20 protein-coding genes are annotated in these 21,566 nt (G+C 70.1%); 9 read left to right on the top strand and 11 right to left on the bottom strand.

Features of this window, described 5'->3' with window-relative positions; all coding sequences use genetic code 11:
* Window positions 1-240: 240 nt before the first annotated feature.
* Entirely contained in the window at window positions 241-1,716 is a 1,476-nt protein-coding gene (locus BLU77_RS13955) for a CCA tRNA nucleotidyltransferase (RefSeq protein ID WP_089773712.1), read from the top strand.
* Window positions 1,717-1,890: 174 nt separating this feature from the next.
* Here the strand turns inward: BLU77_RS13955 and BLU77_RS13950 are convergent, their stop codons facing one another.
* Window positions 1,891-2,835, bottom strand: a complete 945-nt coding sequence (locus tag BLU77_RS13950) for a GlxA family transcriptional regulator (protein ID WP_089773711.1) — start codon at window positions 2,833-2,835, stop codon at window positions 1,891-1,893.
* Between the two features lie 70 nt (window positions 2,836-2,905).
* On the opposite strand from BLU77_RS13950, the gene BLU77_RS13945 reads away from it, so the two are divergent.
* Entirely contained in the window at window positions 2,906-3,202 is a 297-nt protein-coding gene (locus BLU77_RS13945) for a hypothetical protein (RefSeq protein ID WP_089773710.1), read from the top strand.
* On the opposite strand, the gene BLU77_RS13940 is transcribed toward BLU77_RS13945, so the two are convergent.
* Window positions 3,199-4,203, bottom strand: a complete 1,005-nt coding sequence (locus tag BLU77_RS13940; RefSeq protein ID WP_139177773.1) for an IS481 family transposase — start codon at window positions 4,201-4,203, stop codon at window positions 3,199-3,201. The genes BLU77_RS13945 and BLU77_RS13940 overlap by 4 nt on opposite strands.
* 171 nt (window positions 4,204-4,374) lie before the next feature.
* Between BLU77_RS13940 and BLU77_RS13935 the strand changes: the two genes are divergently transcribed.
* A complete protein-coding gene (locus BLU77_RS13935; RefSeq protein WP_175477109.1) occupies window positions 4,375-4,983 on the top strand; it encodes a class I SAM-dependent methyltransferase in 609 nt (202 codons plus the stop codon).
* Between the two features lie 296 nt (window positions 4,984-5,279).
* On the opposite strand, the gene BLU77_RS22705 is transcribed toward BLU77_RS13935, so the two are convergent.
* The 5 genes from BLU77_RS22705 to BLU77_RS13910 all read right to left on the bottom strand — a co-directional run bounded on the left by BLU77_RS22705 (window position 5,280) and on the right by BLU77_RS13910 (window position 11,662).
* Window positions 5,280-6,650 (bottom strand): glycine cleavage T C-terminal barrel domain-containing protein, encoded by a 1,371-nt coding sequence (locus BLU77_RS22705; protein WP_245709001.1) that lies wholly within the window; start codon window positions 6,648-6,650, stop codon window positions 5,280-5,282.
* Between the two features lie 140 nt (window positions 6,651-6,790).
* Entirely contained in the window at window positions 6,791-7,798 is a 1,008-nt protein-coding gene (locus BLU77_RS22700) for an NAD(P)/FAD-dependent oxidoreductase (RefSeq protein WP_245708864.1), read from the bottom strand.
* A 66-nt stretch (window positions 7,799-7,864) separates the two neighbouring features.
* Window positions 7,865-9,592: a formate--tetrahydrofolate ligase gene (locus BLU77_RS13920; protein ID WP_089773706.1), complete on the bottom strand. Its 1,728-nt coding sequence runs from the start codon at window positions 9,590-9,592 to the stop codon at window positions 7,865-7,867.
* Window positions 9,589-10,443: a methylenetetrahydrofolate reductase gene (locus tag BLU77_RS13915; protein WP_089773705.1), complete on the bottom strand. Its 855-nt coding sequence runs from the start codon at window positions 10,441-10,443 to the stop codon at window positions 9,589-9,591. The genes BLU77_RS13920 and BLU77_RS13915 overlap by 4 nt, the downstream gene beginning before the upstream one ends.
* Window positions 10,433-11,662 (bottom strand): glycine cleavage T C-terminal barrel domain-containing protein, encoded by a 1,230-nt coding sequence (locus tag BLU77_RS13910; protein WP_089773704.1) that lies wholly within the window; start codon window positions 11,660-11,662, stop codon window positions 10,433-10,435. Before BLU77_RS13910 ends, BLU77_RS13915 begins: the two co-directional genes overlap by 11 nt.
* A 102-nt stretch (window positions 11,663-11,764) precedes the next feature.
* On the opposite strand from BLU77_RS13910, the gene BLU77_RS13905 reads away from it, so the two are divergent.
* Window positions 11,765-12,607: an IclR family transcriptional regulator gene (locus tag BLU77_RS13905; RefSeq protein WP_245708863.1), complete on the top strand. Its 843-nt coding sequence runs from the start codon at window positions 11,765-11,767 to the stop codon at window positions 12,605-12,607.
* A gap of 18 nt (window positions 12,608-12,625) precedes the next feature.
* Here the strand turns inward: BLU77_RS13905 and BLU77_RS13900 are convergent, their stop codons facing one another.
* Window positions 12,626-13,942: an MFS transporter gene (locus BLU77_RS13900; protein WP_089773703.1), complete on the bottom strand. Its 1,317-nt coding sequence runs from the start codon at window positions 13,940-13,942 to the stop codon at window positions 12,626-12,628.
* Between the two features lie 72 nt (window positions 13,943-14,014).
* Between BLU77_RS13900 and BLU77_RS13895 the strand changes: the two genes are divergently transcribed.
* A complete protein-coding gene (locus tag BLU77_RS13895; protein ID WP_089773702.1) occupies window positions 14,015-14,467 on the top strand; it encodes a Fur family transcriptional regulator in 453 nt (150 codons plus the stop codon).
* Between the two features lie 51 nt (window positions 14,468-14,518).
* Window positions 14,519-15,979, top strand: a complete 1,461-nt coding sequence (locus tag BLU77_RS13890) for a catalase (protein WP_089773701.1) — start codon at window positions 14,519-14,521, stop codon at window positions 15,977-15,979.
* Window positions 15,980-16,037: 58 nt separating this feature from the next.
* Here BLU77_RS13890 and BLU77_RS13885 read toward each other — a convergent pair whose 3' ends face one another.
* Window positions 16,038-16,337, bottom strand: coding sequence for a hypothetical protein (locus BLU77_RS13885; RefSeq protein ID WP_089773700.1), 300 nt, complete (start codon window positions 16,335-16,337; stop codon window positions 16,038-16,040).
* Window positions 16,338-16,600: 263 nt separating this feature from the next.
* Between BLU77_RS13885 and BLU77_RS13880 the strand changes: the two genes are divergently transcribed.
* Window positions 16,601-17,896, top strand: a complete 1,296-nt coding sequence (locus tag BLU77_RS13880) for a pyridoxal phosphate-dependent decarboxylase family protein (RefSeq protein WP_089773699.1) — start codon at window positions 16,601-16,603, stop codon at window positions 17,894-17,896.
* A 3-nt stretch (window positions 17,897-17,899) separates the two neighbouring features.
* On the opposite strand, the gene cuyB is transcribed toward BLU77_RS13880, so the two are convergent.
* Window positions 17,900-18,586 (bottom strand): cysteate racemase, encoded by a 687-nt coding sequence (gene cuyB, locus BLU77_RS13875; protein ID WP_089773698.1) that lies wholly within the window; start codon window positions 18,584-18,586, stop codon window positions 17,900-17,902.
* A complete protein-coding gene (locus BLU77_RS13870; protein WP_089773697.1) occupies window positions 18,583-20,010 on the bottom strand; it encodes a Na+/H+ antiporter NhaC family protein in 1,428 nt (475 codons plus the stop codon). The genes cuyB and BLU77_RS13870 overlap by 4 nt, the downstream gene beginning before the upstream one ends.
* 269 nt (window positions 20,011-20,279) lie before the next feature.
* Here BLU77_RS13870 and BLU77_RS22945 point away from each other — a divergent pair, with 269 nt between their 5' ends.
* Together BLU77_RS22945 and BLU77_RS13860 are read left to right on the top strand one after the other, a co-directional pair.
* Window positions 20,280-20,912, top strand: a complete 633-nt coding sequence (locus BLU77_RS22945; protein ID WP_089773696.1) for a SipW-dependent-type signal peptide-containing protein — start codon at window positions 20,280-20,282, stop codon at window positions 20,910-20,912.
* Entirely contained in the window at window positions 20,909-21,559 is a 651-nt protein-coding gene (locus BLU77_RS13860; RefSeq protein ID WP_175477108.1) for a SipW-dependent-type signal peptide-containing protein, read from the top strand. The genes BLU77_RS22945 and BLU77_RS13860 overlap by 4 nt, the downstream gene beginning before the upstream one ends.
* The last annotated feature ends 7 nt before the right edge of the window (window positions 21,560-21,566 follow it).

Below are 21,566 nucleotides of genomic sequence, written 5' to 3'. Positions count from 1 at the left end.
ATCAAGGCCACGCGCCTGCGCGTCATGCCAGGCCGAGGACCAGCCCACCCGCACGGGCAGGATCCGTCCTCAATCCGGTCGCAAGCGCACGCGATGTGGGGTGCTTTCGCGTTGTCATCCCGCCTGTTTGCGACGTGAACGCACCCCACAGGGGGCGCCGGGAGGGTGGTTCCCGCCAGATCGACGACGGATTCCTGCACGCATGAGTGCGCGATCACCGCAGTCTGCCCTCTGCCAGGCATGGCAGGCTGTACTGCTGTGTCGACCACGCGTGAGTCTCCCGAACCCGTCGAGCTGTTGCGCACCGCGCTCGGTGTGATCGCCGAGTACGCCCCGCAGGCGACCGAGCTCGGGCGCGTATTCGCCGACGCCGGGTTCGAGCTGGCGCTGGTCGGTGGACCCGTGCGGGACGCGTTCCTCGGTAAGGCGAGCGTGGACCTGGACTTCGCCACCTCCGCGCGACCCGAGGAGACTGAGCGGCTGCTTGCTGCCTGGGGAGACGCGCACTGGGACATGGGCCGGGAGTTCGGCACCATCGGCGCCCGCCGCGGGGACGTGATCGTGGAGGTCACCACCTACCGGACCGAGGCGTACGACTCGTCCTCCCGCAAGCCCGAGGTGGTCTACGGCGACAGCCTCGACGGAGACCTCTCCCGCCGCGACTTCACCGTGAACGCGATGGCGCTGCGGCTGCCGGACCTGGTGTTCGTGGACCCGTTCGGCGGGCTGAACGACCTCGCCGACCGGATACTGCGTACACCTGCGTCACCGGAGCAGTCCTTCGACGATGACCCGTTGCGGATGATGCGTGCGGTCCGATTCGCAGCACAGCTCGGCGTGGACGTCGAGCCCGGCGTGCTCGCGGCGATGACGGCGATGGCTGGACGGATCGAGATCGTCTCCGCCGAGCGGGTGCAGGCCGAGCTGGTCAAACTGTTGATGGCGCCGGCTCCTCGCCGCGGGCTCGAGCTCATGGTCTACGCGGGCCTGGCCGAGCATGTGCTGCCCGAGCTGCCGAACCTGCAGCTCACCATCGACGAGCACCACCGGCACAAGGACGTCTACGAGCACACCCTCACCGTGCTGGACCAGGCGATCGACCTGGAGACCAGTCCGGATGGTCCTGTGCCCGGCCCGGACCTGGTGCTCCGGCTGGCGGCGATCATGCACGACATCGGCAAGCCGGACACACGGCGGATGGAACCCGGCGGCGGGGTGAGCTTCCACCACCACGAGATCGTCGGAGCCAAGATGACCACGAAGCGGATGAAAGCGCTCCGGTTCGACAAGGCCACCACTCAGGCGGTCTCCAAGCTGGTCGCTCTGCACCTGCGCTTCCACGGCTACGGGGACGCCGCCTGGACTGATTCTGCGGTGCGGCGGTACGTGGCCGACGCCGGCGACCAGCTCGAACGGTTGCACCGGCTCACCCGCGCCGATTGCACCACCCGGAACAAGCGCAAGGCCGCCCGGCTCTCGCACGCCTACGACGATCTGGAGAACCGGATCGCGGCGCTCGCGGAGGAGGAAGAGCTGAATGCGATCCGGCCCGACCTGGACGGGAACGCGATCATGGAGATCCTGGGCATCGGTCCGGGCCGGCAGGTGGGCGCCGCATACAAGCACATGCTCGCGCTGCGGATGGAGCGCGGTCCGCTCCCGGAGGACGAGGCCAGGCGTGAGCTGCTCAGCTGGTGGGAGTCCCAGCAGGGCTGACGCGCGCCCCCGCGCCGACTGATCCCACCCCACCGGCCTGCCCTCCTCCGCCCGCCCCCACGTACCCCACCCCCGCCGGACCCACCCCCACCGCCGCGCCGAGCGCAACCCTGTGCGGCGTTCCCCTGGTCAGACGCCGCACAGAGTTGCGTTCGGCGCGGGGTCGGCGTCGCGTCAGGCCGAGAAGCGGCTGCGGTAGAGCCCGGGTGAGATCCCGACCTCTCGAGTGAACGAGGCGCGGAACGTCACCGGCGAACCGAATCCGGCGTCGAAGGAGATCCGGTCGACGGTCAGGTCTGTTGCCTCGAGCAGCTCCTTCGCCATCGCGATCCGCTCAGCGGTGACCCACCGCATCGGTGTGGTGCCGACGTCGCGCTGGAATCGCCGGGCAAGTGTGCGCGCGGAGAGGTTCGCCGCCCGTCCCAGTTCGGTCAGAGTCACCGGCCGGTCGGGGTTCGCGCGAAGCCAGTCGCGCAGATGATCGAGCCAGGCTGCTCGGTCCTCGAGCGGCTCGGCCCTGACGTACTGGGCCTGATCGCCGTCACGGTGGGAGGCGATCACGAGGTTGCGTGCGATGGTGTTCGCTGCGCGCTCCCCGAAGTCGCGCCGGATCAGATGTAGGCAGAGGTCGAGGCCGGCCGCTGAGCCGGCGCTGGTGAAGATGCCGCCGTCCTCGACGTAGAGTGCGCGCGCATCGACCTCGATGTGGGGGTACATCCGCTGCAGGAGCCCGGCGTGCCGCCAGTGGGTGGTGGCGCGGCGGCCATCGAGCAGTCCGGCTTCGGCGAGCGAGAACGTGCCGGTGCACAGGGCCGCGATCCGGGTGCCCCGGTCTGCTGCCCGTCGTAGTTCGTGAAGCAGCTGCTGGTCCAACGGCCGGCCGGGCCTTCCCCCTGGCACGACGATCGTGTCGCCGTCGGAGAGAGCGCTCAGCGGACGCTCGGGGGTGAGCCGCGCTCCCGTGTGGGTGGGGACACCCCGCAGGTCGCCGCAGAGAATCACGTCATAGAGCGGCCCGCGCTCGGGGTCCCAGTCGTAGCCGAGCGCTTCCAGCGGCATGCTGATCTCGAACAGCGTCAGCCCTTCGGTGAGTGGCACGGTGACTGATGGTCGCGACATGGCAGAATGCTATCGGTTCTTGTCGATCCTGCCACTATCCGGGCGAGACCCGGATTGCGAGTCTTGAGTCATGCACTCCGATGACTTCCTTGCTCAGCAGGTGATGAAGGCCAACAACCCCGCATCTGCCCGTCATGCCCGCGACCGTCACGCTGTACGGAGCCTGTTCGGCACGCTGTGGCGCGGCATCCGCCACGTCGCTGCGGGCATCGACGCATTCTCCAGCGTCTGGCACGGGATCGAGGTAGCGGCCGATCACGAGTCCCGCTATCGTCCGGCCTCTTTCCGGCGCGCTCCCGTCGATGGTGCGACGTCCACACCTGGGTCAGGTCGTCCGGCGATGCCCTGCGGCCCTGACGTGAACTAGTTGTATGAGGGCTGGACGTTGGTGACGCCGGTTGTGAGCCGGGATGCTGGCGGTTGGCCGTTCGCGGCGCTGTGGGGTCGATGGTAGTTGTAGTGGATGTTCCAGGTGTCGATCGCGGCTGTGCGGTCCTCTTCGCGGTCGTAGGGCTGGGCGTAGAGGACTTCTTCGGCCATGATCCGGTTGTAGCGCTCTACTTTGTCGTTGTGCCGTGGGGTGTAGGGCCTGGTGTGTTGGTGGCGGGTCCGGGCACCGACGATGCGGGCGAAGTCGCGGGAGCGGTAGCAGGAGCCGTTGTCGGTGATCACGCGGTGGATGTGGGTGATGCCGTGAGCGGCGAACCAGACTTTGGCTCGGGCCAGGAACCCGGCCGCGGTCGTGCCTTTCTCGTCGCCGAGCGGCTCGGTGTAGGCCAGGCGGGAGAAGCCGTCGACGATCGAGTGCAGGTAGACGTAGCCCGCTCGGGCGCCAGCGTCCTTGGCTCGGGCGGCGGCCCGGTTCTGGTTGCTGTCGCGACCGTGGACGCGCCACCCTCCGCCGTCGGGGATCCGGCCGACCTTCTTCACGTCCAGATGGATCATGTGTCCGGGCCAGCAGGCAGTGATCTTGCCCGGGCTCCGGTTGCACTCACCGGTCGGGTCCAGGAATCGGCGACGTCCCAGGCCGAGCTGGGTCAGGTGCCTGGTCACCGTGCGGCGGTTCAACCTGACCCCTCGCGCTGCGAGCTCGTGGGTGATCCGAGAAGCCGACCACTTCTTCTCACGTCGCCAGGACTCGATCTGGGCAATCACCTGCACTGGCGTGGACCTGGGACTGCGGTGCGGAGTCGATGGCCGGTCGACCAGCCCGAGTTCACCGAAGCGGCGGTAGCGGTTGACCCACTTGGACGCGCACGCACGCGAGATCCCCATCTCCGCGGCGACGTGGGCGATCGGACGGGCGCGGCACCGCTCGATGAGTCGGCGACGGCCTTCAGGAGAGAGCGGCGCATTACGGTGAGACACGGGCAGGTCCTTTGCTGGCTCGACACAGACGAGATGCTTGGTCGCTTCTCATCTTTGCCGCAGAGGGCCTGCCCTTCCGGCTACCTCAGCCCCACCGGCCTGTCATCAACGTCCCGCCCCGCAACAACTAGTTCGATGTGCCGATTCGACCGCGGGCTACAGTCTGTGGTCATGGATCGAGTCGTGCACGCGTACGGTGCGCGCGCCGGCGAGTACGTGGAGAAGGTTGGCAGCATCGAGGCCGTGCATCCCGAGGATCTCGATCTCGTGCTCGGTTGGGCGAGAGGTTTGCGCGGTCCGGTGATCGACGTCGGGTGCGGGCCGGGTCAGTGGACCGATGCACTGCACCGCGCGGGCGTGCAGGTCGAGGGCGTGGACCCCACACCGCAGTTTCTCGCGTTCGCCCGGGCCCAGTTCCCCGAGGTGCCGTTCAGAGAAGGACGCGCCGAAGACCTGGGGGTGCCTGACGGATCGCTTGCCGGGGTGCTCAGCTGGTACTCCCTCATCCACACGGAACCGGGCCGGATCGACACCGCGCTCGTTACCATGGCCCGAGCGCTCCGGCCCGGTGGTGAGTTCCTGATGGGCTTCTTCGCCGGCGAGGCCGGCGAGACGGGACCGGTCCAGTTCGATCACAAGGTGGTGCGTGCCTACCGGTGGCCGGCTCACGTGCTCGCCGCGCAGGTGGCGGGCGCAGGATTCGAGATCCTCGATACCCAGACCCGGATCGACTCCGGTCACCGCCCGCACGGTGGGATCCGAGCGCGCCTGGCGACCTGACACGCGGGCGACGCGCTAGGACCGCGTTGATCGGCTGGCAAGTATGCCGGGTGATCACGCGAAGCCCACCGATCCCGTGACGCCCACGGTCGATACGTGCCAGGACGTCGTCCTGGACGCCGATGAACAGGTGACGGGCGATGCCGTGGCCGCGTGCGCCGTCGGGATATTGATCGCGTACGTCCTCGCAGATCTTCTACGACGACAACACGATCGATCCGCCCGTTTGACCGAGTGGCGGGCCGCCACACTGGTCCGGGCCGCACGGTCGAGCACCACTGTGACCCGACCGGCGCTCACCTCTTGACCCGCGCCATCGACGGGTCGAAGGGCGCTGTGCGGCCCACGGTCAGCACCTCGGCGGGCAGACGCTCGCCCAGGTAGTCCACCAGTAGCCGACCGCCCGCCACGGCGTGCTCCGGGGGCAGATAGGCGAGCAGCAGGAAGCGGGCGAGCGAGGGCGCGGGGCCGGCGCTGGTGACGTAGGAACGGCGTCCCAGCGCATCCTCGATCGACGCGCCGTCGACCGTGAGGATCGGCTCTCCTCCGGTGGGGCGGCGCCGGACGCCGGTCTCCAGGGCGAGAGAGCACAGGATGCTCGTCGGTCCGGCCTCGCGTGCGGCGAGGTAGGCCTCCTTGCCGACGAAGTCCGCGTCCTTGACCTTCGGCAGGGCCAAGCCCGCGTCGACGGGGGATCGGATGCCGTCGAGCTCGGCCCCCATCAGCCGGTGCGCCTTCTCCAGCCGCCCCGTCGTGCCGTACACGCCGGCGCCCGCGACGATCATGCCGTGGACCCCGCCCGCCTTGCGCAGCGCGTCCCACAGTGCCAGGCCGTGCTCTATCGAGGTGTACAGCTCCCAGCCGAGGTCCCCGACGTAGGAGATGCGGACCATGTGCACCGGGATGCCCGCCAGGTCCACCCAGCGCGTGGTGCCGAAGGGGAAGCCCGCATCCGAGAGATCGTCCTGGGTCAGCGCGGCGACCACGTCGCGGGCTCGCGGCCCCCAGAGACCGAGCGTGCACAGGGAGGACGTGAGGTCGGTCAGGACCGTGGAACCGTCCGCCGGCAGGTCCCGTGCGAGCCACGCTCCGTCGCGCCCGGCGTCGGCGGCGCCGGTGACGATGCGGAAGCGGTGCGCTCCGAGCCGGAAGACGGTCAGATCGGAGTGGAAGCCCCCGCGCGGATCGAGCAGCGGCGTGTAGATCACCCGGCCGACCGGTCGGTCGACCTGCGCCATGGCGAGGTGCTGCAGATGGCCGAGGGCACCGGGACCGGAGAGATCGAAGATCGCGAACGCCGTCAGGTCGATCATCGCTGCACGCTCGCGCATCGCGAGGTGTTCGGCCTCGATGATTGGCGACCACCAGCGGGCATCCCACTCGTGCGTGGGATCCGCGGCGGTCACCTGATCGGCGTACTCCTCCAGCAGCGGCTCGTTCGCTGCGTACCACTGCGGGCGCTCCCACCCGCCGGCCTCGAAGAACTCAGCGCCCAGCGTGACCTCGCGGGAGTGGAACGGGCTCGTGCGCACGCCGCGGCGGCTCAGCCACTGCTCACGCGGATGGCTGATCCCGTAGATCTTCGGGAAGCCCTCGGTGGCGCGTGCGCGCACATGCTGCTCGGTGCGCGCGGCGGGGTGGAACCGCGCGATGTCGGAGGCGTGCACGTCGATCTCGCTTGCACCGCCCACCAGCCATTCCGCGATCACCCGCCCGACTGCCGGAGCCTCCTTGATCCAGACCGCCGCTGCCGACCACAGACCGCGCACTTCCGGGGTCTCGCCGAGCACGGGCGAGCCGTCCGGGGTCACTGAGAGCAGGCCGTTGATCGCATCCTGACAGGCGACGCCCGGCTGGTCGAGCAGCTCCCCGAACAGCTCGTGGGCGGCGGCCAGCTGCGGGGCGAAGTCGTCGTCGGTGAACGGCATCCGCGTCGGCGAGCTCTGCGGGCCTTCCCGAGAGCGGGAATCTCTGTGGGGCGATGCACCAGGGGCCGGTGCGCGTAGGAGCCCACCTGCAGGTTCGCGCCACGCTGGCGCTCGTACATCTTCTCGTCCATGTCGCGTACGAGCGGGTACGAGATCCACTCACTGGTCGCGGCGAGCTGCGGAATCGGCCCCAGGTCCATCATCTGGTGCACCATCGGGGTGAGGGGGATGCGCGCACCGGCCAGCGCGGCCACTGCGGGGCTCCACACGCCGCAGGCGACGATCACGGTCTCGCAGGCGACGTCGCCGCGGTCGGTGCGCACCCCGGTCACGCGTGCTCGCCCGTCCGGTCCCGCGACGGTGTCGATACCGAGCACCTCGGTCCCGGATGCGACGGACGCGCCCTGTGCGACGGCGCGGGCGCGCATCAGCTCTCCGGCGCGCACCGCGTCCACGATCGCACCGGAGGGCGTGTGGAAACCCGCCCGTAGCAGATCCTCGCGGATCCACGGCGAGAGCTCCTTGATCCGATGGGGGTCGATCAGCTCCGCCTCCACACCCCAGGACTGCGCCGAGGACATCCGGCGCCGCAGCTCCTGGTGTCGTTCGGCGGAGCGAGCCACCTCGATGCCGCCGCAGGTGGTGAGGACGCCGAGCTCGGCGTACTGGCGCATCGAGTCGGTGGTCAGCTCGGTGATCTCGCGGGAGTGGTCGACGGGGAAGACGAAGTTCGAGGCGTGTCCCGTGGAGCCGCCGGGATCGGGCAGCGGGCCCTTGTCGAGGATCAGGATGTCCCGCTGCCCGAGATCGGTGAGATGCCGGGCCACCGCGTTGCCCACGATGCCGGCGCCGATGATCACGACGGCGGCCTGTGACGGGATGCTCATGTCCCTCTCGCCTCCTTCCCCGCGTCTTTGTGCCGTGTCTCTCTGCCGCACCGGCGCCGACGGGCGTCAGAACAGCCCCACGGTGTTCCCGTCTGAGTCGATGTCGATCGATTCCGCGGCCGGTGCGGAGCCGAGTCCCGGCATGGTCTGCATGGTTCCGCAGATCGGATAGACGAAACCCGCCCCTGCGGACAGCCGCACCTCGCGCACCGGCAGCCGCCAGCCGCGCGGCGCGCCTTTCAGCGCCGGGTCGGACGAGAGCGACAGGTGCGTCTTGGCGACGCAGATCGGCAGCCGACCGTATCCAGCGCTCTGGAATCCGTCGATGTCCGCGGCTGCCGTGGCGGAGAAGTCCACGCCGTCGGCGCCGTAGATCTCCCGGGCGATGAGGTCGATCTTCTCCCGTAGCGGCGCCTCATCCGGGTACAGCAGCCGGAAGGAGGACGTCGCCGGCTCCGTGACCGCCTCGGCGACGGCCTCCGCCAGTTCCTCGGCACCGCGTCCGCCGTCGGCGAAGTGCGTCGAGGCGGCACAGCGTACGCCCTCCTCGGCGGCGATCTCGCGGATCGCGGCGACCTCGGAGGCGTGGTCGTTCGGAAAGGCGTTGATCGCGACGACGGGTGTCACGCCATGGTGCCGGATGATCGCGAGCTGGGCGCGCAGGTTGTCGGCTCCGGCCCGCACGTCGTCCGGGTTCTCCTCAAGCAGGCCTTGCGGCAGGGGCCTGCCCGCGATCACGCGGTGTCGGCCGGAGTGGGCCTTCAGCGCTCGCACGGTGGCGACCACCACGGCGGCGTCCGGGATCAGCCCGGAGACGCGGCACTTGATGTTGAAGAACCGCTCCGCGCCCATGTCGGCGGCAAAGCCCGCTTCGGTGACGAGGAACTCCCCGGTGTGGATGCCGATCAGGTCCGCCACCACGGACGAGTTCCCGGTGGCGATGTTCCCGAAGGGGCCGCAGTGCACCAGGGCGGGAGTGTTCTCCATCGTCTGCATCAGGTTCGGCTTGATTGCCTCGCGCAGCAGTACGGTCATGGCGCCGGCGGCGCCGATCCGCTCCGCTGTGACGGGCTCGCCGTCGCGGGTGTACCCGACTACGATCCGGCCCAGCCGTTCGCGTAGATCCTGCAGGGAGGTGGTCAGCGCGAGCGTGGCCATGACCTCGCTGGCGGCGGTGATGTCGAAGCCCGACTGCCGGGTCGGGCCGTCAGTGCGGGCGCCGAGCCCCGCCACGATGGTCCGCAGGGCGCGATCGTTGACGTCGAGGGCGCGGCGCCAGGTCACCCTGTCGGGGGCGAGCCCGGACCGGCTGCCGCGGAACAGATGGTTGTCGATCTGTGCGGCGAGTTGGTTGTGCGCAGCGGTCACGGCGTGGATGTCGCCGGTCAGGTGGAGATTCAGCCGCTCCATCGGCACGACCTGGCTGCGTCCGCCGCCGGCCCCGCCGCCCTTGATGCCGAGCGTGGGGCCCATCGACGGCTGCCGGATCGCGATCGTCGCACTGCGACCGGTGCGGTTCAGCCCTTGGCCGAGCCCGATCACGGTGGTGGTCTTGCCCTCGCCGAGCGGGGTGGGTGTGATCGCGGTGACGACGACGTACTTCGCCCGGGGGCGTGCGGAGAGCTGCTCAACGGTGGCGAGGTCGATCTTCGCCGCCCCGCGGCCGTAGGGCTCCACCAGTTCCTCGTCGATCCCCATCCCGGCGGCGATGTCCCGCATCGGCGCCAGCGTCGCCTGCTGGGAGAGCGTGAGGCTGTGCGCCCGCGAGGCCTCGGTGCTCAGCGCGTTCGTCATGCTGCCTCCGGCGCTGGGTCCAGCAGGCTGCGCCGCCATCGCTGGACGGCCGCCATCGCGTTGAAGGTGTAGATGTGGATACCCGAGATCGGGGTCGGGGCCTCGGCCAGAGCCCACAGCAGCGGGCCGGGATCGTAGCGCCCTGCGCCCAGCCGGAGCATCTCCGGGTGGCCGGAGAGGAAGCGCGCCGACTGCGCGACGCCGATCCGCGTCGCAATGCGCAGGAGCCGCCCTCGCGGTACGGGCGCGGCGATCCCGGCGAGCACATCCAGCTCGATCCCACGGGCGCGTACGTCGCAGGCCCAGCGGAGCGTCGTCTGCGGGGAGAAGCAGATCTGACTGACCACCCTGTCCGCGTACGCCGCCTTCTCGGCCAGCGCGCCGTGCATGGCCGCGTCGGGGATGTGCGGGTGCGACTCCGGATATCCGGCGACGCCGATGCTCAGCCCGGGGGAGATCTCCCGGAGCGGCCGGACAACCTCGATCGCCGAGGAGAACGCGCCCGTGGGAGAGTCGGCATCGCCGCCCACGACGAAGACCTCGTTGATGCCGCCGTCCGCCAGTCGCGCGGCGATGTCCTCCAGCTCGGCGCGATCGCGCATCCGCCGGGCGGCGAGGTGGGGGACGGCGCGGTGGCCGAGCGCCGCGAGGCGCAGGGCGATGGAGACCGTGGTCGCAGCGGAGCGCGTCGGGGAGAAGGTCACCGTCACGGTCGCCGGCGCCTCGAGGTGCGCGGCGACCTCGTCGACGACGTCGTCGGTGGGCATCACCTCGTAGCGCGGGTCGCGCAGCCAGCGGCTGACCAGCGCCTCGGGGGGGAGCGCCTCGGAGGTGAGGGCCTCAGGCAGCATCGGACTTCCTGCTCCCTCCCGGGTCCTGCGGACCCCTGGTGCCGCTCAGCACCTGCTTGGGCAGGTCCTTCTTCGGGTCGATGAAGGGCTTGGGCACGACGACGGCGTCCGCCGTCCCGTCCGGCGTGACGATCTCCAGCGTGGTTCCCAGCTCTGCCAGCGCCACCGGGACCATCGCGTATCCGATGTTCTTCTCCAGCCGCGGCGACCAGCAGGCCGAGGTGACCTGGCCGACCTCGGCGCCCTCGTGGCGCACCGGGAACGGCTCGATCATCGATCCGTCGTTGTAGCTGCCGAGCTCGGCCCCGCCGATCTCCACTCCGGCGAGCTTGCGGGTCACGCCCTCCTCACGGATACGCAACAGCGCCTGCTTGCCGATGAAGTCGGCGCCCTTGTCGAGGCTGACCATCCAGTCGTAGCCCATGCCGATCTCGAAGGGATTGGTGTCGAAGGTGATGTCGCAGCCCTGGGCGAGCATCCCCGCCTCGATGCGGCGGATGTGGCAGGGGCCGATCGGCGTCAGGCCGTAGGGCGAGCCCGCAGCCATCACCCTCTCCCACAGCTGGACACCGTCGCGCGAGGCGTTCCGCACGTAGATCTCGAACCCGGCCTCGCCGGTGTAGCCCGTGCGGGAGACCACGAGGCTCATCCCGTCCAGCTCGTACACGCCGAGGCGGTAGTAGCCGATCTCGAGCACGCTCGGCCCGAACAGCGCGCTCATGACCTCGGGGGACCGCGGTCCCTGCACCTGCACCGGGCCCACGTCGGCTTCGCGGATCGTCACGTCGAAGTCCGATCCGTGGGCGACACCCTGGGCCCACAGCAGGACGTCGCTGTCGGCGAGTGAGAGCCAGAAGTGATTCTCGCCCAGGCGCAGCAGCACCGGGTCGTTCAGGATGCCGCCGGCCTCGTTCGTCACGAAGACGTACTTGCACTGCCCGACCGCACATCTGCTCAGGTCCCGCGTGATGAGGTAATCGGTGAAGGCAGCGGCGTCGGGGCCGGTGATCTCCACCTGGCGTTCGACGCCGACATCCCACAGCGTGACGCCGTTCAGCAGCGACCAGTACTCCGCCACGGGGTCGCCGTAGTGCCGGGCATGATACGTGCGGTTGTAGACGCTGTACATGGCGACGCCATGCTGCCGGGAGGCGTGGAAGAAGGGGGACTTGCGAATCCTGGGGTACAGCAGGATCCGAGGGTCTGGATTCACGGACATCGTCGTCCTTTCGCCGAGTTCCGACGGTGGTTTCCTGTCTACCAGGCGTGCGCACTATGCGCAATAGGTTGCGTATCGCGCAACCATAGCTAGGCTGGGGCGATGACATGGGAGACGAAAGGGAGCGTCGTGGGCGCGCTGGACGATATGCGCACCCAGGTCATCTCTCCCGAGGCCGTCAGGGGCCCATCCGTGCGCTCCGTCGATCGCGCGCTACGCGTACTGGAGATCATCGCCGACGAGGGGGAGGCGACCCTGGTACGGCTGGCGCGCGAGCTGGGCGTCCACAAGTCCACGGTGCTGCGGCTGAACGAGGACCTGATCCGGCACGGGCTGATCGAGCCCGCCGGAGGTAGATCCGGTTACCGCCTGGGTGCCGGCTGCCTGCGACTCGCCGCGGCCGCGGCCACGGCGGCGACGCTCGACGTGAGCCAGGTCGCCCAACCGGTGTGCGATCGACTGGCCGAGGAGCTCGAGGAGACCTGCAACGTTGCGGTGCTGCGCGAGGGCATGGCGGTCAACGTCTGCCAGGCCGAGGCGTCGACGGCGATCGGCACCCGCAACTGGATCGGTCAGTCCACGCCGCCGCATGCCACCTCCAACGGCAAGGTCCTGCTGGCCGCGCTCGATGAGGGTGCGCTGCGCGCGGCGCTGCCCGCCCGGTTGGAGCGCTTCACCTCCCGCACGGTGACCGCCCGGGCGACATTGCGCCAGACGCTGCGTGAGGTGCGCGCCCAAGGTTTCGCCGTGGCGGCCGAGGAGCTGGAGGAAGGGCTGAACGCGGTGGCGGCGCCGATCCGTGACTTCACCGGCGCCGTCGTCGCGGCGCTCAGCGTCGCCGGTCCCGGCTACCGGATGACCGAGGAGCAGTTCCCGCGGGTCCGCGACGCGGTGATGCGCGGCGCCGCCGAGATCTCCGCACAGCTCGGCCACCGGCAACGCTAGCGGCGCCTCCGCGGCTCGTCAGACGGCACCCACCGAGCGTGGCCGGTCGCGGAGGATGGACACTCCCCGCTGGTAGACCACCGCGAGGACGGCAAACACCACCGCCAGCCCCACGAACGGGCCACGCTCCCACCCCGTGTCGGGCAGCACCGCCGCGGCGACAGCGGCAGCACCCGCGAACGCCCCGTTGTAGAGGGTGTCGTACAGGGAGAACGCCCGGCCGCGGAACTCGTCGGCGGTGTCGCGCTGCACGATGGTGTCCACCGCGATCTTTGCGCCCTGCACCGACAGCCCTATCAGCACCGCCGCGGCCGCCACCACCGCGAAGGTGGGCCGGGTGCACAGCAGCACCTGACTGATCATCCCGATGCCCAGGCACACCACCACCCACTGCGACGGTGTCATCCGCTCGTGGGCCAGGGGGGTGAGCACGATCGCCAGCCCTCGCCCGGCGAAGGCGATCCCGGTGAGTAGCCCGAAGGTGCCGAGCCCGGCCACCGCATCGAGGGGATCGCTGAGCACGTTCCGGGAGATGAGGATGAGGGCGATGAAGTTCATGCCGTAGAGGAAGTTGTGCGTGGCCATCACCCCGAGCGCCATCCCCGGCGTCGCACGTGCCACCAGGTACCGCGCGCCGCTGACCAGATCCGCTGCGGTGGCCCGGACGTCTCCCCACACCTGGGCGGCCCCGCCGGTGCGCCCCTGGTGGATCTCCGGACCCAGCTGGTTCTTGCCCAGGCGCAGCGCCAGCAGGGACGCCGCCCCGAACAGCACCGCTGCCACGGCCAGGACCAGCCCGTCCTTTCCCGGACCTTCCGGCACGAGCAACCCGATGCCGAATCCGATCGCGGCACCCACCACTGCCGAGACCCCACCGAGCGTCGGGCTGAGTGTGTTCGCGATGAGCAGCTGTTCGCGCGGCACCACCCGCGGCAGGGCCGCCGAGAGCGCAGCGAGCAGGAACCGGTTCACCCCGAGCGTGACCAGGGCGAGAACGTAGACCACCACGGAGACGCCGTCGGTAGCCATCAGCAGCGCCAGCACCGCGGTGAGCACCACCCGGGCGGCGTTGCCGACGAACAGCACCTGCCGGCGTCGCCACCGGTCCAGCAGTGGCCCGGCGAACGGCCCCACCACGGTGAACGGCAGCAGCAGCACCGCGAACGCCGTGGCCACCGCCCCGGCGGTGGCGAGATTCTCCGGGGAGAAGAAGAACAGGGTGGCCAAGCCGGCCTGGAACATGCCGTCCCCGCACTGGGACACCAGCCGCACGGTGAAGAGTCGGCGGAATCCGCGGTGGACGGCCACCGTACGCAGGTCGGCGAGGATGCTCACTTGTCGGAGGCTATCGCGCCCGAGCATCCCGCTTATTACGAATAGATCGGAATAAGGTGCTAAGGTCGAGTCATGGACGTCGAGCCGAAGAGCAGCCAGACCTGGTCGGCCGCGCTGCGGTCGATGGGTCGGCGGGTGACCCGGCAACGTCTCGCCGTGCTCGAGGCCGCCCACCGGCACCCGCACGCGAGCGCCGAGACGATCCTCGACGCCGCCCGGGCCGAGTTGCCCGCCCTGACCGCACCGTCGGTGTACCAGGTGCTCACCGATCTCAGCGAGTGGGGACTGCTCCGCAAGCTGGAGACCCCCGACTCCCCGGCCCGGTACGAGACCCGGATCGGCGACAACCACCACCACGTGATGTGCGTGCGGTGCGGCGCGGTCGAAGACGTGAGTTGCGTCGTCGGGCATGCGCCGTGCCTCACCCCGGCCGAGACCGGCGGGATGCGCATCGTGGCGGCCGATGTGCTGTTCCGCGGCCTGTGCGCCGCGTGCGAGGCCACGCCCGACGGCGAGACGGCCTGACCCGCCGCGCCCGGCCTTTTCCCAGATCCCCGAACGAGGAGTTGCACACCCATGACTGATGTGACCACCACCAACACCGGCTCCCCGGTAGCCAGCGACCAGCATTCGCTCACCGTCGGCAACACCGGACCGATCGCCCTGCACGACCACTACGTGGTCGAGAAGCTCGCCCAGTTCAACCGCGAACGCGTTCCCGAGCGCGTGGTGCACGCCAAGGGCGGCGGCGCCTTCGGCACCTTCGTCACCACCGGCGACGTCTCGCAGTACACCCGCGCGGCACTGTTCCAGCCGGGTGTGGAGACCGACATGCTCATCCGCTTCTCCACCGTGGCCGGGGAGCAGGGCAGCCCCGACACCTGGCGCGACCCGCGCGGTTTCGCGGTGAAGTTCTACACCAGTGAGGGCAACTACGACCTCGTGGGCAACAACACCCCGGTCTTCTTTATCCGGGACGGGATCAAGTTCCCCGACTTCATCCGCTCGCAGAAGCGCCTGCCCGGCTCGGGCCTGCGCGACAACGACATGCAGTGGGACTTCTGGAGCCTGCAGCCCGAGAGCGCCCACCAGGTCACCTGGCTGATGGGCGACCGGGGCATCCCCGCCACGTGGAGGCACATGGACGGCTTCGGCTCGCACACCTACCAGTGGATCAACGCCGACGGTGAGCGGTTCTGGGTGAAGTACCACTTTGAGACGAACCAGGGCAACGAGTTCCTCTCCGGCGCCGAGGCGGACGAGCTCGCCGGCCAGGACGCCGACCACCACCGCCGCGACCTGTACGAGGCGATCGAGGCCGGCGACTTCCCCTCCTGGACCCTCAAGGTGCAGGTGATGCCCGACGAGGACGCCAAGACCTACCGGTTCAACCCGTTTGACCTCACCAAGGTGTGGCCGCACAGCGACTACCCGCTGATCGAGGTGGGCACGATGACGCTGAACAAGAACCCGGAGAACTTCCACGCCCAGATCGAGCAGGCCGCCTTCGCGCCGTCGAACTTCGTGCCGGGGATCGCCGCCAGCCCGGACAAGATGCTGCTCGCCCGGATCTTCTCCTACGCCGACGCGCACCGCTACCGGGTCGGCACGAACCATGCCGAGCTGCCGGTGAACGCGCCGAAGTCGCCGATCCACTCCTACTCCAAGGATGGCGCCATGCGGCACCACTACCGCGCCGCCGACGCCCCGGTCTACGCCCCGAACAGTTTCGGTGGCCCGGCGGGCGACCCGGCGGCCGCGGGTGAGGGCAACTGGGAGTCCGACGGCGAGATGCAGCGCGCCGCGCAGACGCTGCACGCCGAGGACGACGACTTCGGCCAGGCCGGCACCCTCGTGCGTGAGGTGCTCGACGACGCCGCGCGCGAGCGCCTCGTCGGCAACATTGCCGGGCACGTCGCCCAGGTGCGTTCGGATGACATCCGTGAGCGGGCCTTCGCCTACTGGGACCAGGTGGATACCGCACTCGGGGCTCGGGTGCGTGATGCGGTGCAGGCGTTGCACGCCACCGTGAGCTGACGCTCACCATTCCCGACGGCGTCCGTTCCCTTCGCGGGGACGGACGCCGTCGTGCGTGTCACTGCTGGTGGCCGGTCTCAGCGACCGCCTGCTCGAGCGCCTCGGTGAATCCGATGATGATCGACCGAAGAAGGCGTGCCTTGTACAAGGCGTTGCGCGCGTCTCCAGCAGTGTCGACGTCGAACTCCAGCGAGACCACCCGCCCGCAGTCCGCGAGGGTCAGCTGGGCATCGACGCGACGGTCATCGGAACCGGGTTCCCAGGATGCCTCGGTGCGCACCTGAGCCAGCGCGTACGCACCGGCGTGATGTCCGCGCCGGTTGAGGAAACGGCGTCGGTAGAACGAGGGACGTGCCATGAACTTCTCACTCTCAGGACAACTCCCGCCTGAGTGGGCGGGGTTGGTTCGCCCTTTCACGTGTGAGGTACATCGCCCGATCGTAGCGAGTGCGGCTCCCTCGCGTCTCGCTCATTTCCTCCTGCACGCGCTCGAGGCGTGGAGCTGGGCCGACGAGACCGGCGACGGGCCCGCCAGGACGACCTCGCCCGCTGGGTCCGTACCCGGCTCGAGTGCTGAACAGCGCACCGGTCGCACCACCTCGGCGCAGTAAGGTCGACGCCATGCAACTTCCGGAACACGGCATGGACCCGGCCGAGATCCGCACCGGATGGGCGGAGGCCACCTCCGACGACGTGGACTGGCGCGGCGGGCGCGGCTGGTCGCTGGTGTACGACTCCCCGGCCTGGCACCAGGAGCTCGTCGACGACGCCGGTGCCCTGTTCGCGCACGAGAATGCCCTGTCCGCCTCGGCCTTCCCGAGCGTGCAGCAGTTCGAGTCCGAGGTGGTGGACATGGTCGGATCGATCGTGGCGCCCGGGCGGGACTTCTACGGGGTGTTCACCTCCGGTGGCACCGAGTCGATCATGGTGGCGCTCAAGGGGTACCGGGACCTGCCCGCCAACGTGAACAAGCGCCGCTTGGTGATGCCGGTGACGGCGCACCCCGGCTTCTGGAAGGCCGCCGACTACCTCGGCTTCACTGTCGAGCTCGTCGGGGTGGGTGCCGACGGGCTGCCGGACGTGGCCGAGCTGCTCGCCGCCGTGGACGAATCGACCGCGGCGGTGTGCCTGTCCGCCCCGTGCTTCCCGTTCGGGGTGGTGGACCCGATCGAGGAGGTCGGTGCGGCGCTCGCGGGCACCGGTGTAGGGCTGCACATCGACGCCGCGATGGGTGGGCTGTTCCTGCCGTTCCTGGACGCCGCCGGCACCACACCGCCACGGTTCGGGCTGGACGTCCCAGGCGTGACCTCGGTCTCGGTGGACCTGCACAAGTACGGCTACGGGGCGAAAGGTGCCTCGGTGCTGCTCTTTGCCACCCCGGAGCTGCGGCACGCCAGCTACTACGTCTCCACCGGCTGGCCCGGTGGTGCCTACGCGGCCTCCGGGGTGATCGGCACCCGCGCCGTGGGCCCGGCGGCCGCCGCCTGGACGGCGATGAGCGCCCTGGGCAGGTCGGGGTACCGCGAGCTGGTGGCCCAGGTGATGACGACGGCCCGCACCATCCAAGCCGGCCTCACCGAGAACGGGCTGCAGGTGATCGGCACACCACCGATGGGTGTCTTCGCTGCGACCTCGTCGGGCCCGTCCATCGCCTCCATCGCCTCTGCTCTGGGTACCCGTGGTTGGTGGATCGACACCCAGGACAGCCCACCCTCGCTGCACGTGGTGACCTTCCCGCGGCACGCCGACATCGTGGAGACCTTCCTCACCGACGTGCGTGACGCGGTGGCCGAGGCCGCGGCCGGGCAGGCGCCCGAGGGCTCCGGCGCCTCCTACGGCGTGATGGTGCGGGGTGGCCGGATCGACGACCAGGTACTCCGCGAGCACCTGGACGAACGGTTCACCGCCCGGCGCTGAGGTTCACCATGGCGTGACGCCTACCCGGCGCAACGTCTCCCGGGCCAGCTCGTCCAGCGCGTCCACCATGCCCGGTTCCTCCCCGCCGGCGGCGGCGACCACGGACAGCTCGGTGCACGCGATCAGCACCGCGTCGCACCCGTCGGCCAGCACGGTGCGCACGGTGGTGCCGAGCCGGGCGAGCAGGTCCGACGGCGCCCGGCCGGCCTTGACCGCGGCGATCAGCTCGAGGATGGCCTCCTGGTCAGCGGGCGCGTGCGCCTCGATCCCATGCTCGGCCAACGCGTGCGTGTACATGCCGTGCTCGAGCGTGGCGGCCGTGGCCAGCACCCCCACCCGGGTGGCACCGTCCGCTGCCAGGCGAGCGGCCGCCGTCGTGATCATGTCCACCCAGCCACCCGGCGGGAGCACCTCGGGCAAGAACGGGTGCACCGTGTTGCACGGTACGGCGATCACGGACGCGCCGGCGGACCGGAGCACCCCGACCCCGCGCCGGAGCGCCGGGACCGGCGACGCGCCCGTACCGCGCAGCGCGGCCACCCGGTCCGGCACCCGAGGGTCGGACCAGACCACGGTGGTGGGGTGGTCGGCGTCCCGCTCGGCGGGGGTGAGCTGGACCAGGCGTGCCTGGAAGTGCACGCTCGCCGCGGGGCCCATCCCGCCGAGCACACCGATCAACGGGGAGGTCACGGCGCCACGGGCTCCGCGCTCTCGACCTTGCTGTACGAGCGGTTCCAGCCGGTGATCGCGGAGACGACGATCACCACCAGCATCGCCCAGGCGTACGGGTTCAGGAAGGCCGCGCCGATACCTGGTCCCTCGATTCCGGCCTCGGCAGCCACCGTGGAGACGGTGGCGAACCAGACGATCACCGCGTTGTGCCAGGGCAGCATGTAGAACACGGTGCACGCGCTGCAGTCGAGCAGGTTCGCGCGGCGAGCCGGGCTGAGCGAATACTGGCTGCCCAGCGGCTTCGCGATGGTCGGACCCACCAGCAGGATCGCGGGGGCGTTGGCCCCCAGCGGCACGGTGAAGATCAGCGTGACGACGATGATGGTCAGCTCGGCGCTGCGCACCCCACGGGCGGCGGACCGCTCCAACCGCTCCAGCACCGCGTCCATCATCCCGCTCTCGGCGAGCACCCGGCCCAGCGCCATGATGAACAGCACCAGCATCACCACACCGGTGACGCCGCCGATCCCGTCCTCGAGCAGCCCGGTGGACTCGCCGCGCTCGGCCGGGATGCTGAACACCTCGCCGAGGCTGAGCTGCCCGGTCACCGCGCCGATCAGGACGGCGGCGACGATGCCCCAGGTGAGTGCCACGAAGATGTGCCGGCGGAGTACCGCGAGGATCAGCACGAGCGCGAACGGGATGAGCTGGATCAGCCCGAGCGCGCTCAGCTCCCCCGTGTCGGTGGCGGTGACCTCGCCGCCGCCGCCGGTCAGCGCGAAGACCACCACGGCCACGGCCGCCGCGGTGAGCGCGAGCGGCAGGCGGGATCGCACCACGTCGCCCATCTCGGCGTCCTGGGTGAACGCGGACGTCACTGTGGTGTCTGAGATCGGGGCGATGTTGTCACCGAAGGCACCACCGGCGATCAGGGCGACCGCGAGCATGGTCGGGTCCGCGCCGAGCGCCACGCCTGCCGGGTAGAGCACCGGCACCATCGCCAGCACGGTGCCCACGCTGGTGCCGGTCCCGGCCGCGAACACGCAGGCCAGCAGGAACGCGAGCACGGTGAACGCCGCGCCGGTGAGCCCGGTCTGCAGACCCACCCAGAGCAGTCCGTCCACCAGGCCGGCGGCCTTCATGATGGTGCCGAACACCCCGGCGAAGATGAACGCGAGGATCACGACGGCGCCCGTGCGGTCGGTGAGGCCCCGCACCACGGTCTGGGCGTAGGCCGTGCGGTTCACCGCGAGCGCCATCCCCACGACGAGGGCGACGAGACCGCCCACCCAGAAGGCGGAGATCGCGGCGCGCTCGGCGATGGACAGGACGCACATCACCGCGATCAGGACGACGGCCGGGATAAGCGCGGCCCAGCGGCCGCCGTGCAGCAGCAGCCGGGGTTGGTCGGACGTGGGACTGTGGCCGGATGGAGCCGACATGGGTTCGCTTTCTGCTGGTCCGGTGCGCCCGGGCAGGGCTGTGCTCGGTGCCGTGCAGGCTACACCGGGGTCGTGCCATGCATCCGTGAGACTCGCGCCAGGGGTTCCGGTGCAAACGTGATGTAAACGTTGCAAGCGAAGCCTTGTTCGCCCGTGCAACGGCGACGTACCCTGTCACTACGGGGTTACGGCCGGGCGATGGGGCGCGTGTCGGCACCGCGGAACCGGTCGCGTCCTGCGCCTGGACCGCACACGAGGGGATGTTTCGCATGACCAGTACTCAGCCACGCCCGCAGAGCAGCCGGAAGGTCCGGGCCCTTCTCGCCGGAGGACTCGTCCTCGGTGTGGGAGCCGCTGTCACGCTTGCGGCCTGGAACGACAGTGAGTTCACGTCCGGCCTGTTCGGGGCCGGCTCCTTCAACCTGCAGGGATCGTCCACGAGCGCCGTGGACGGATACTCCGACCACGAGTCCGCCGACGGGGCGGCCGCGCTCACCTTCACCACGCCGGTCGACAACCTGGCACCGGACGACGTCGTGTACGCCCCGTTCTGGGTACGCCTGGGGGCCGACACCACCAGTCCGGCCGAGCTCGACCTGGTGGCCCTCGACTCCACTGATGACGCTGGCAACAACTCGGCCAACCTGAGCTACGCGGTGTACGCGATCGCTCCGGATGCGGCGTGCGACGAGACCGCCACCGCCAGCACGGAGCTCGGCTCGGGCGCCACCCTCGCGGACGAGACCGCCGTTGCCGGCGGCGCGGTGGCCCTGCCGGTCGGCAGCCCCACCACCTCGCCCGGTGCGGCGACCCAGCTGTGCACGATCGTCACGGCCGGCGCTGACCTCGAGCAGGGCGGCCAGACCACAGCCGTGTGGCAGTTCACCGCAACCTCCGAGTGAGTCGCGCGGTCACGAGCGCCGCGCATGAGGAATCGCCGGGCCGGCGCCGAACCTGGCTGAGGCTGCGAGCCCTGCTCGCCGGGGGGCTGGTGCTCGGTCTCGGCGCGGCCGCCACGGTCGCTGCCTGGAACGACAGCGAGTACGCCACCGGCACCGTCAGATCGAGCACGTTCGGGATCGAAGGGAGCGTGAACGGCGGCGGCTACGCCGAGCACGCCACCAGCGATGCCGCAGCGACCCTCGAGTTCTCTCCGGCGCTGCCGGCGCTCTCGCCCGGAGACGCCGGATACATGCAGTTCGCGGTGCGGACCACGGCGGCCAGCTCGGTCGGTGGGACGGTGGGGATGCAGACGCCGACCATCGCCGGCTCGACCGCGCTGCGGGACGCGTTGCGGTACGCCGTGCGGGTGATCCCGTCCGGGGCATCGTGCAACGCCGCGCTGTTCTCGAACGCCTCGGCTCCGGTGGTCGTTGCGAACGACTCCGCCCTCACCGCGACGGTGGGTGCCAACTCCCGACCGCTGGAGGCCGCCGGCGCCCATGCCGCGCCCTATTGCGTGCGCATCTCCATGCTCAGTTCGGCGGCGACATCTGTACAGGGGCAGAGCACCACGATCACCTGGCAGTTCCTCGCGACGTCGCTATGAATTTTCG

The organism is Ruania alba (assembly GCF_900105765.1).
GTDB classification, from domain to species: domain Bacteria; phylum Actinomycetota; class Actinomycetes; order Actinomycetales; family Beutenbergiaceae; genus Ruania; species Ruania alba.
This window is presented reverse-complemented; position numbering and strand designations above follow the sequence as displayed.

Coding starts and splice junctions, on each gene's coding strand:
- BLU77_RS13955 (WP_089773712.1), top strand. CDS start 241: ATGGCAGGCTGTACTGCTGTGTCGACCACGCGTGAGTCTCCCGAACCC.
- BLU77_RS13950 (WP_089773711.1), bottom strand. CDS start 2,835: ATGTCGCGACCATCAGTCACCGTGCCACTCACCGAAGGGCTGACGCTG.
- BLU77_RS13945 (WP_089773710.1), top strand. CDS start 2,906: ATGCACTCCGATGACTTCCTTGCTCAGCAGGTGATGAAGGCCAACAAC.
- BLU77_RS13935 (WP_175477109.1), top strand. CDS start 4,375: ATGGATCGAGTCGTGCACGCGTACGGTGCGCGCGCCGGCGAGTACGTG.
- BLU77_RS22700 (WP_245708864.1), bottom strand. CDS start 7,798: ATGAGCATCCCGTCACAGGCCGCCGTCGTGATCATCGGCGCCGGCATC.
- BLU77_RS13920 (WP_089773706.1), bottom strand. CDS start 9,592: ATGACGAACGCGCTGAGCACCGAGGCCTCGCGGGCGCACAGCCTCACG.
- BLU77_RS13915 (WP_089773705.1), bottom strand. CDS start 10,443: ATGCTGCCTGAGGCCCTCACCTCCGAGGCGCTCCCCCCCGAGGCGCTG.
- BLU77_RS13910 (WP_089773704.1), bottom strand. CDS start 11,662: ATGTCCGTGAATCCAGACCCTCGGATCCTGCTGTACCCCAGGATTCGC.
- BLU77_RS13905 (WP_245708863.1), top strand. CDS start 11,765: ATGACATGGGAGACGAAAGGGAGCGTCGTGGGCGCGCTGGACGATATG.
- BLU77_RS13895 (WP_089773702.1), top strand. CDS start 14,015: ATGGACGTCGAGCCGAAGAGCAGCCAGACCTGGTCGGCCGCGCTGCGG.
- BLU77_RS13890 (WP_089773701.1), top strand. CDS start 14,519: ATGACTGATGTGACCACCACCAACACCGGCTCCCCGGTAGCCAGCGAC.
- BLU77_RS13885 (WP_089773700.1), bottom strand. CDS start 16,337: ATGGCACGTCCCTCGTTCTACCGACGCCGTTTCCTCAACCGGCGCGGA.
- BLU77_RS13880 (WP_089773699.1), top strand. CDS start 16,601: ATGCAACTTCCGGAACACGGCATGGACCCGGCCGAGATCCGCACCGGA.
- BLU77_RS13870 (WP_089773697.1), bottom strand. CDS start 20,010: ATGTCGGCTCCATCCGGCCACAGTCCCACGTCCGACCAACCCCGGCTG.
- BLU77_RS22945 (WP_089773696.1), top strand. CDS start 20,280: ATGACCAGTACTCAGCCACGCCCGCAGAGCAGCCGGAAGGTCCGGGCC.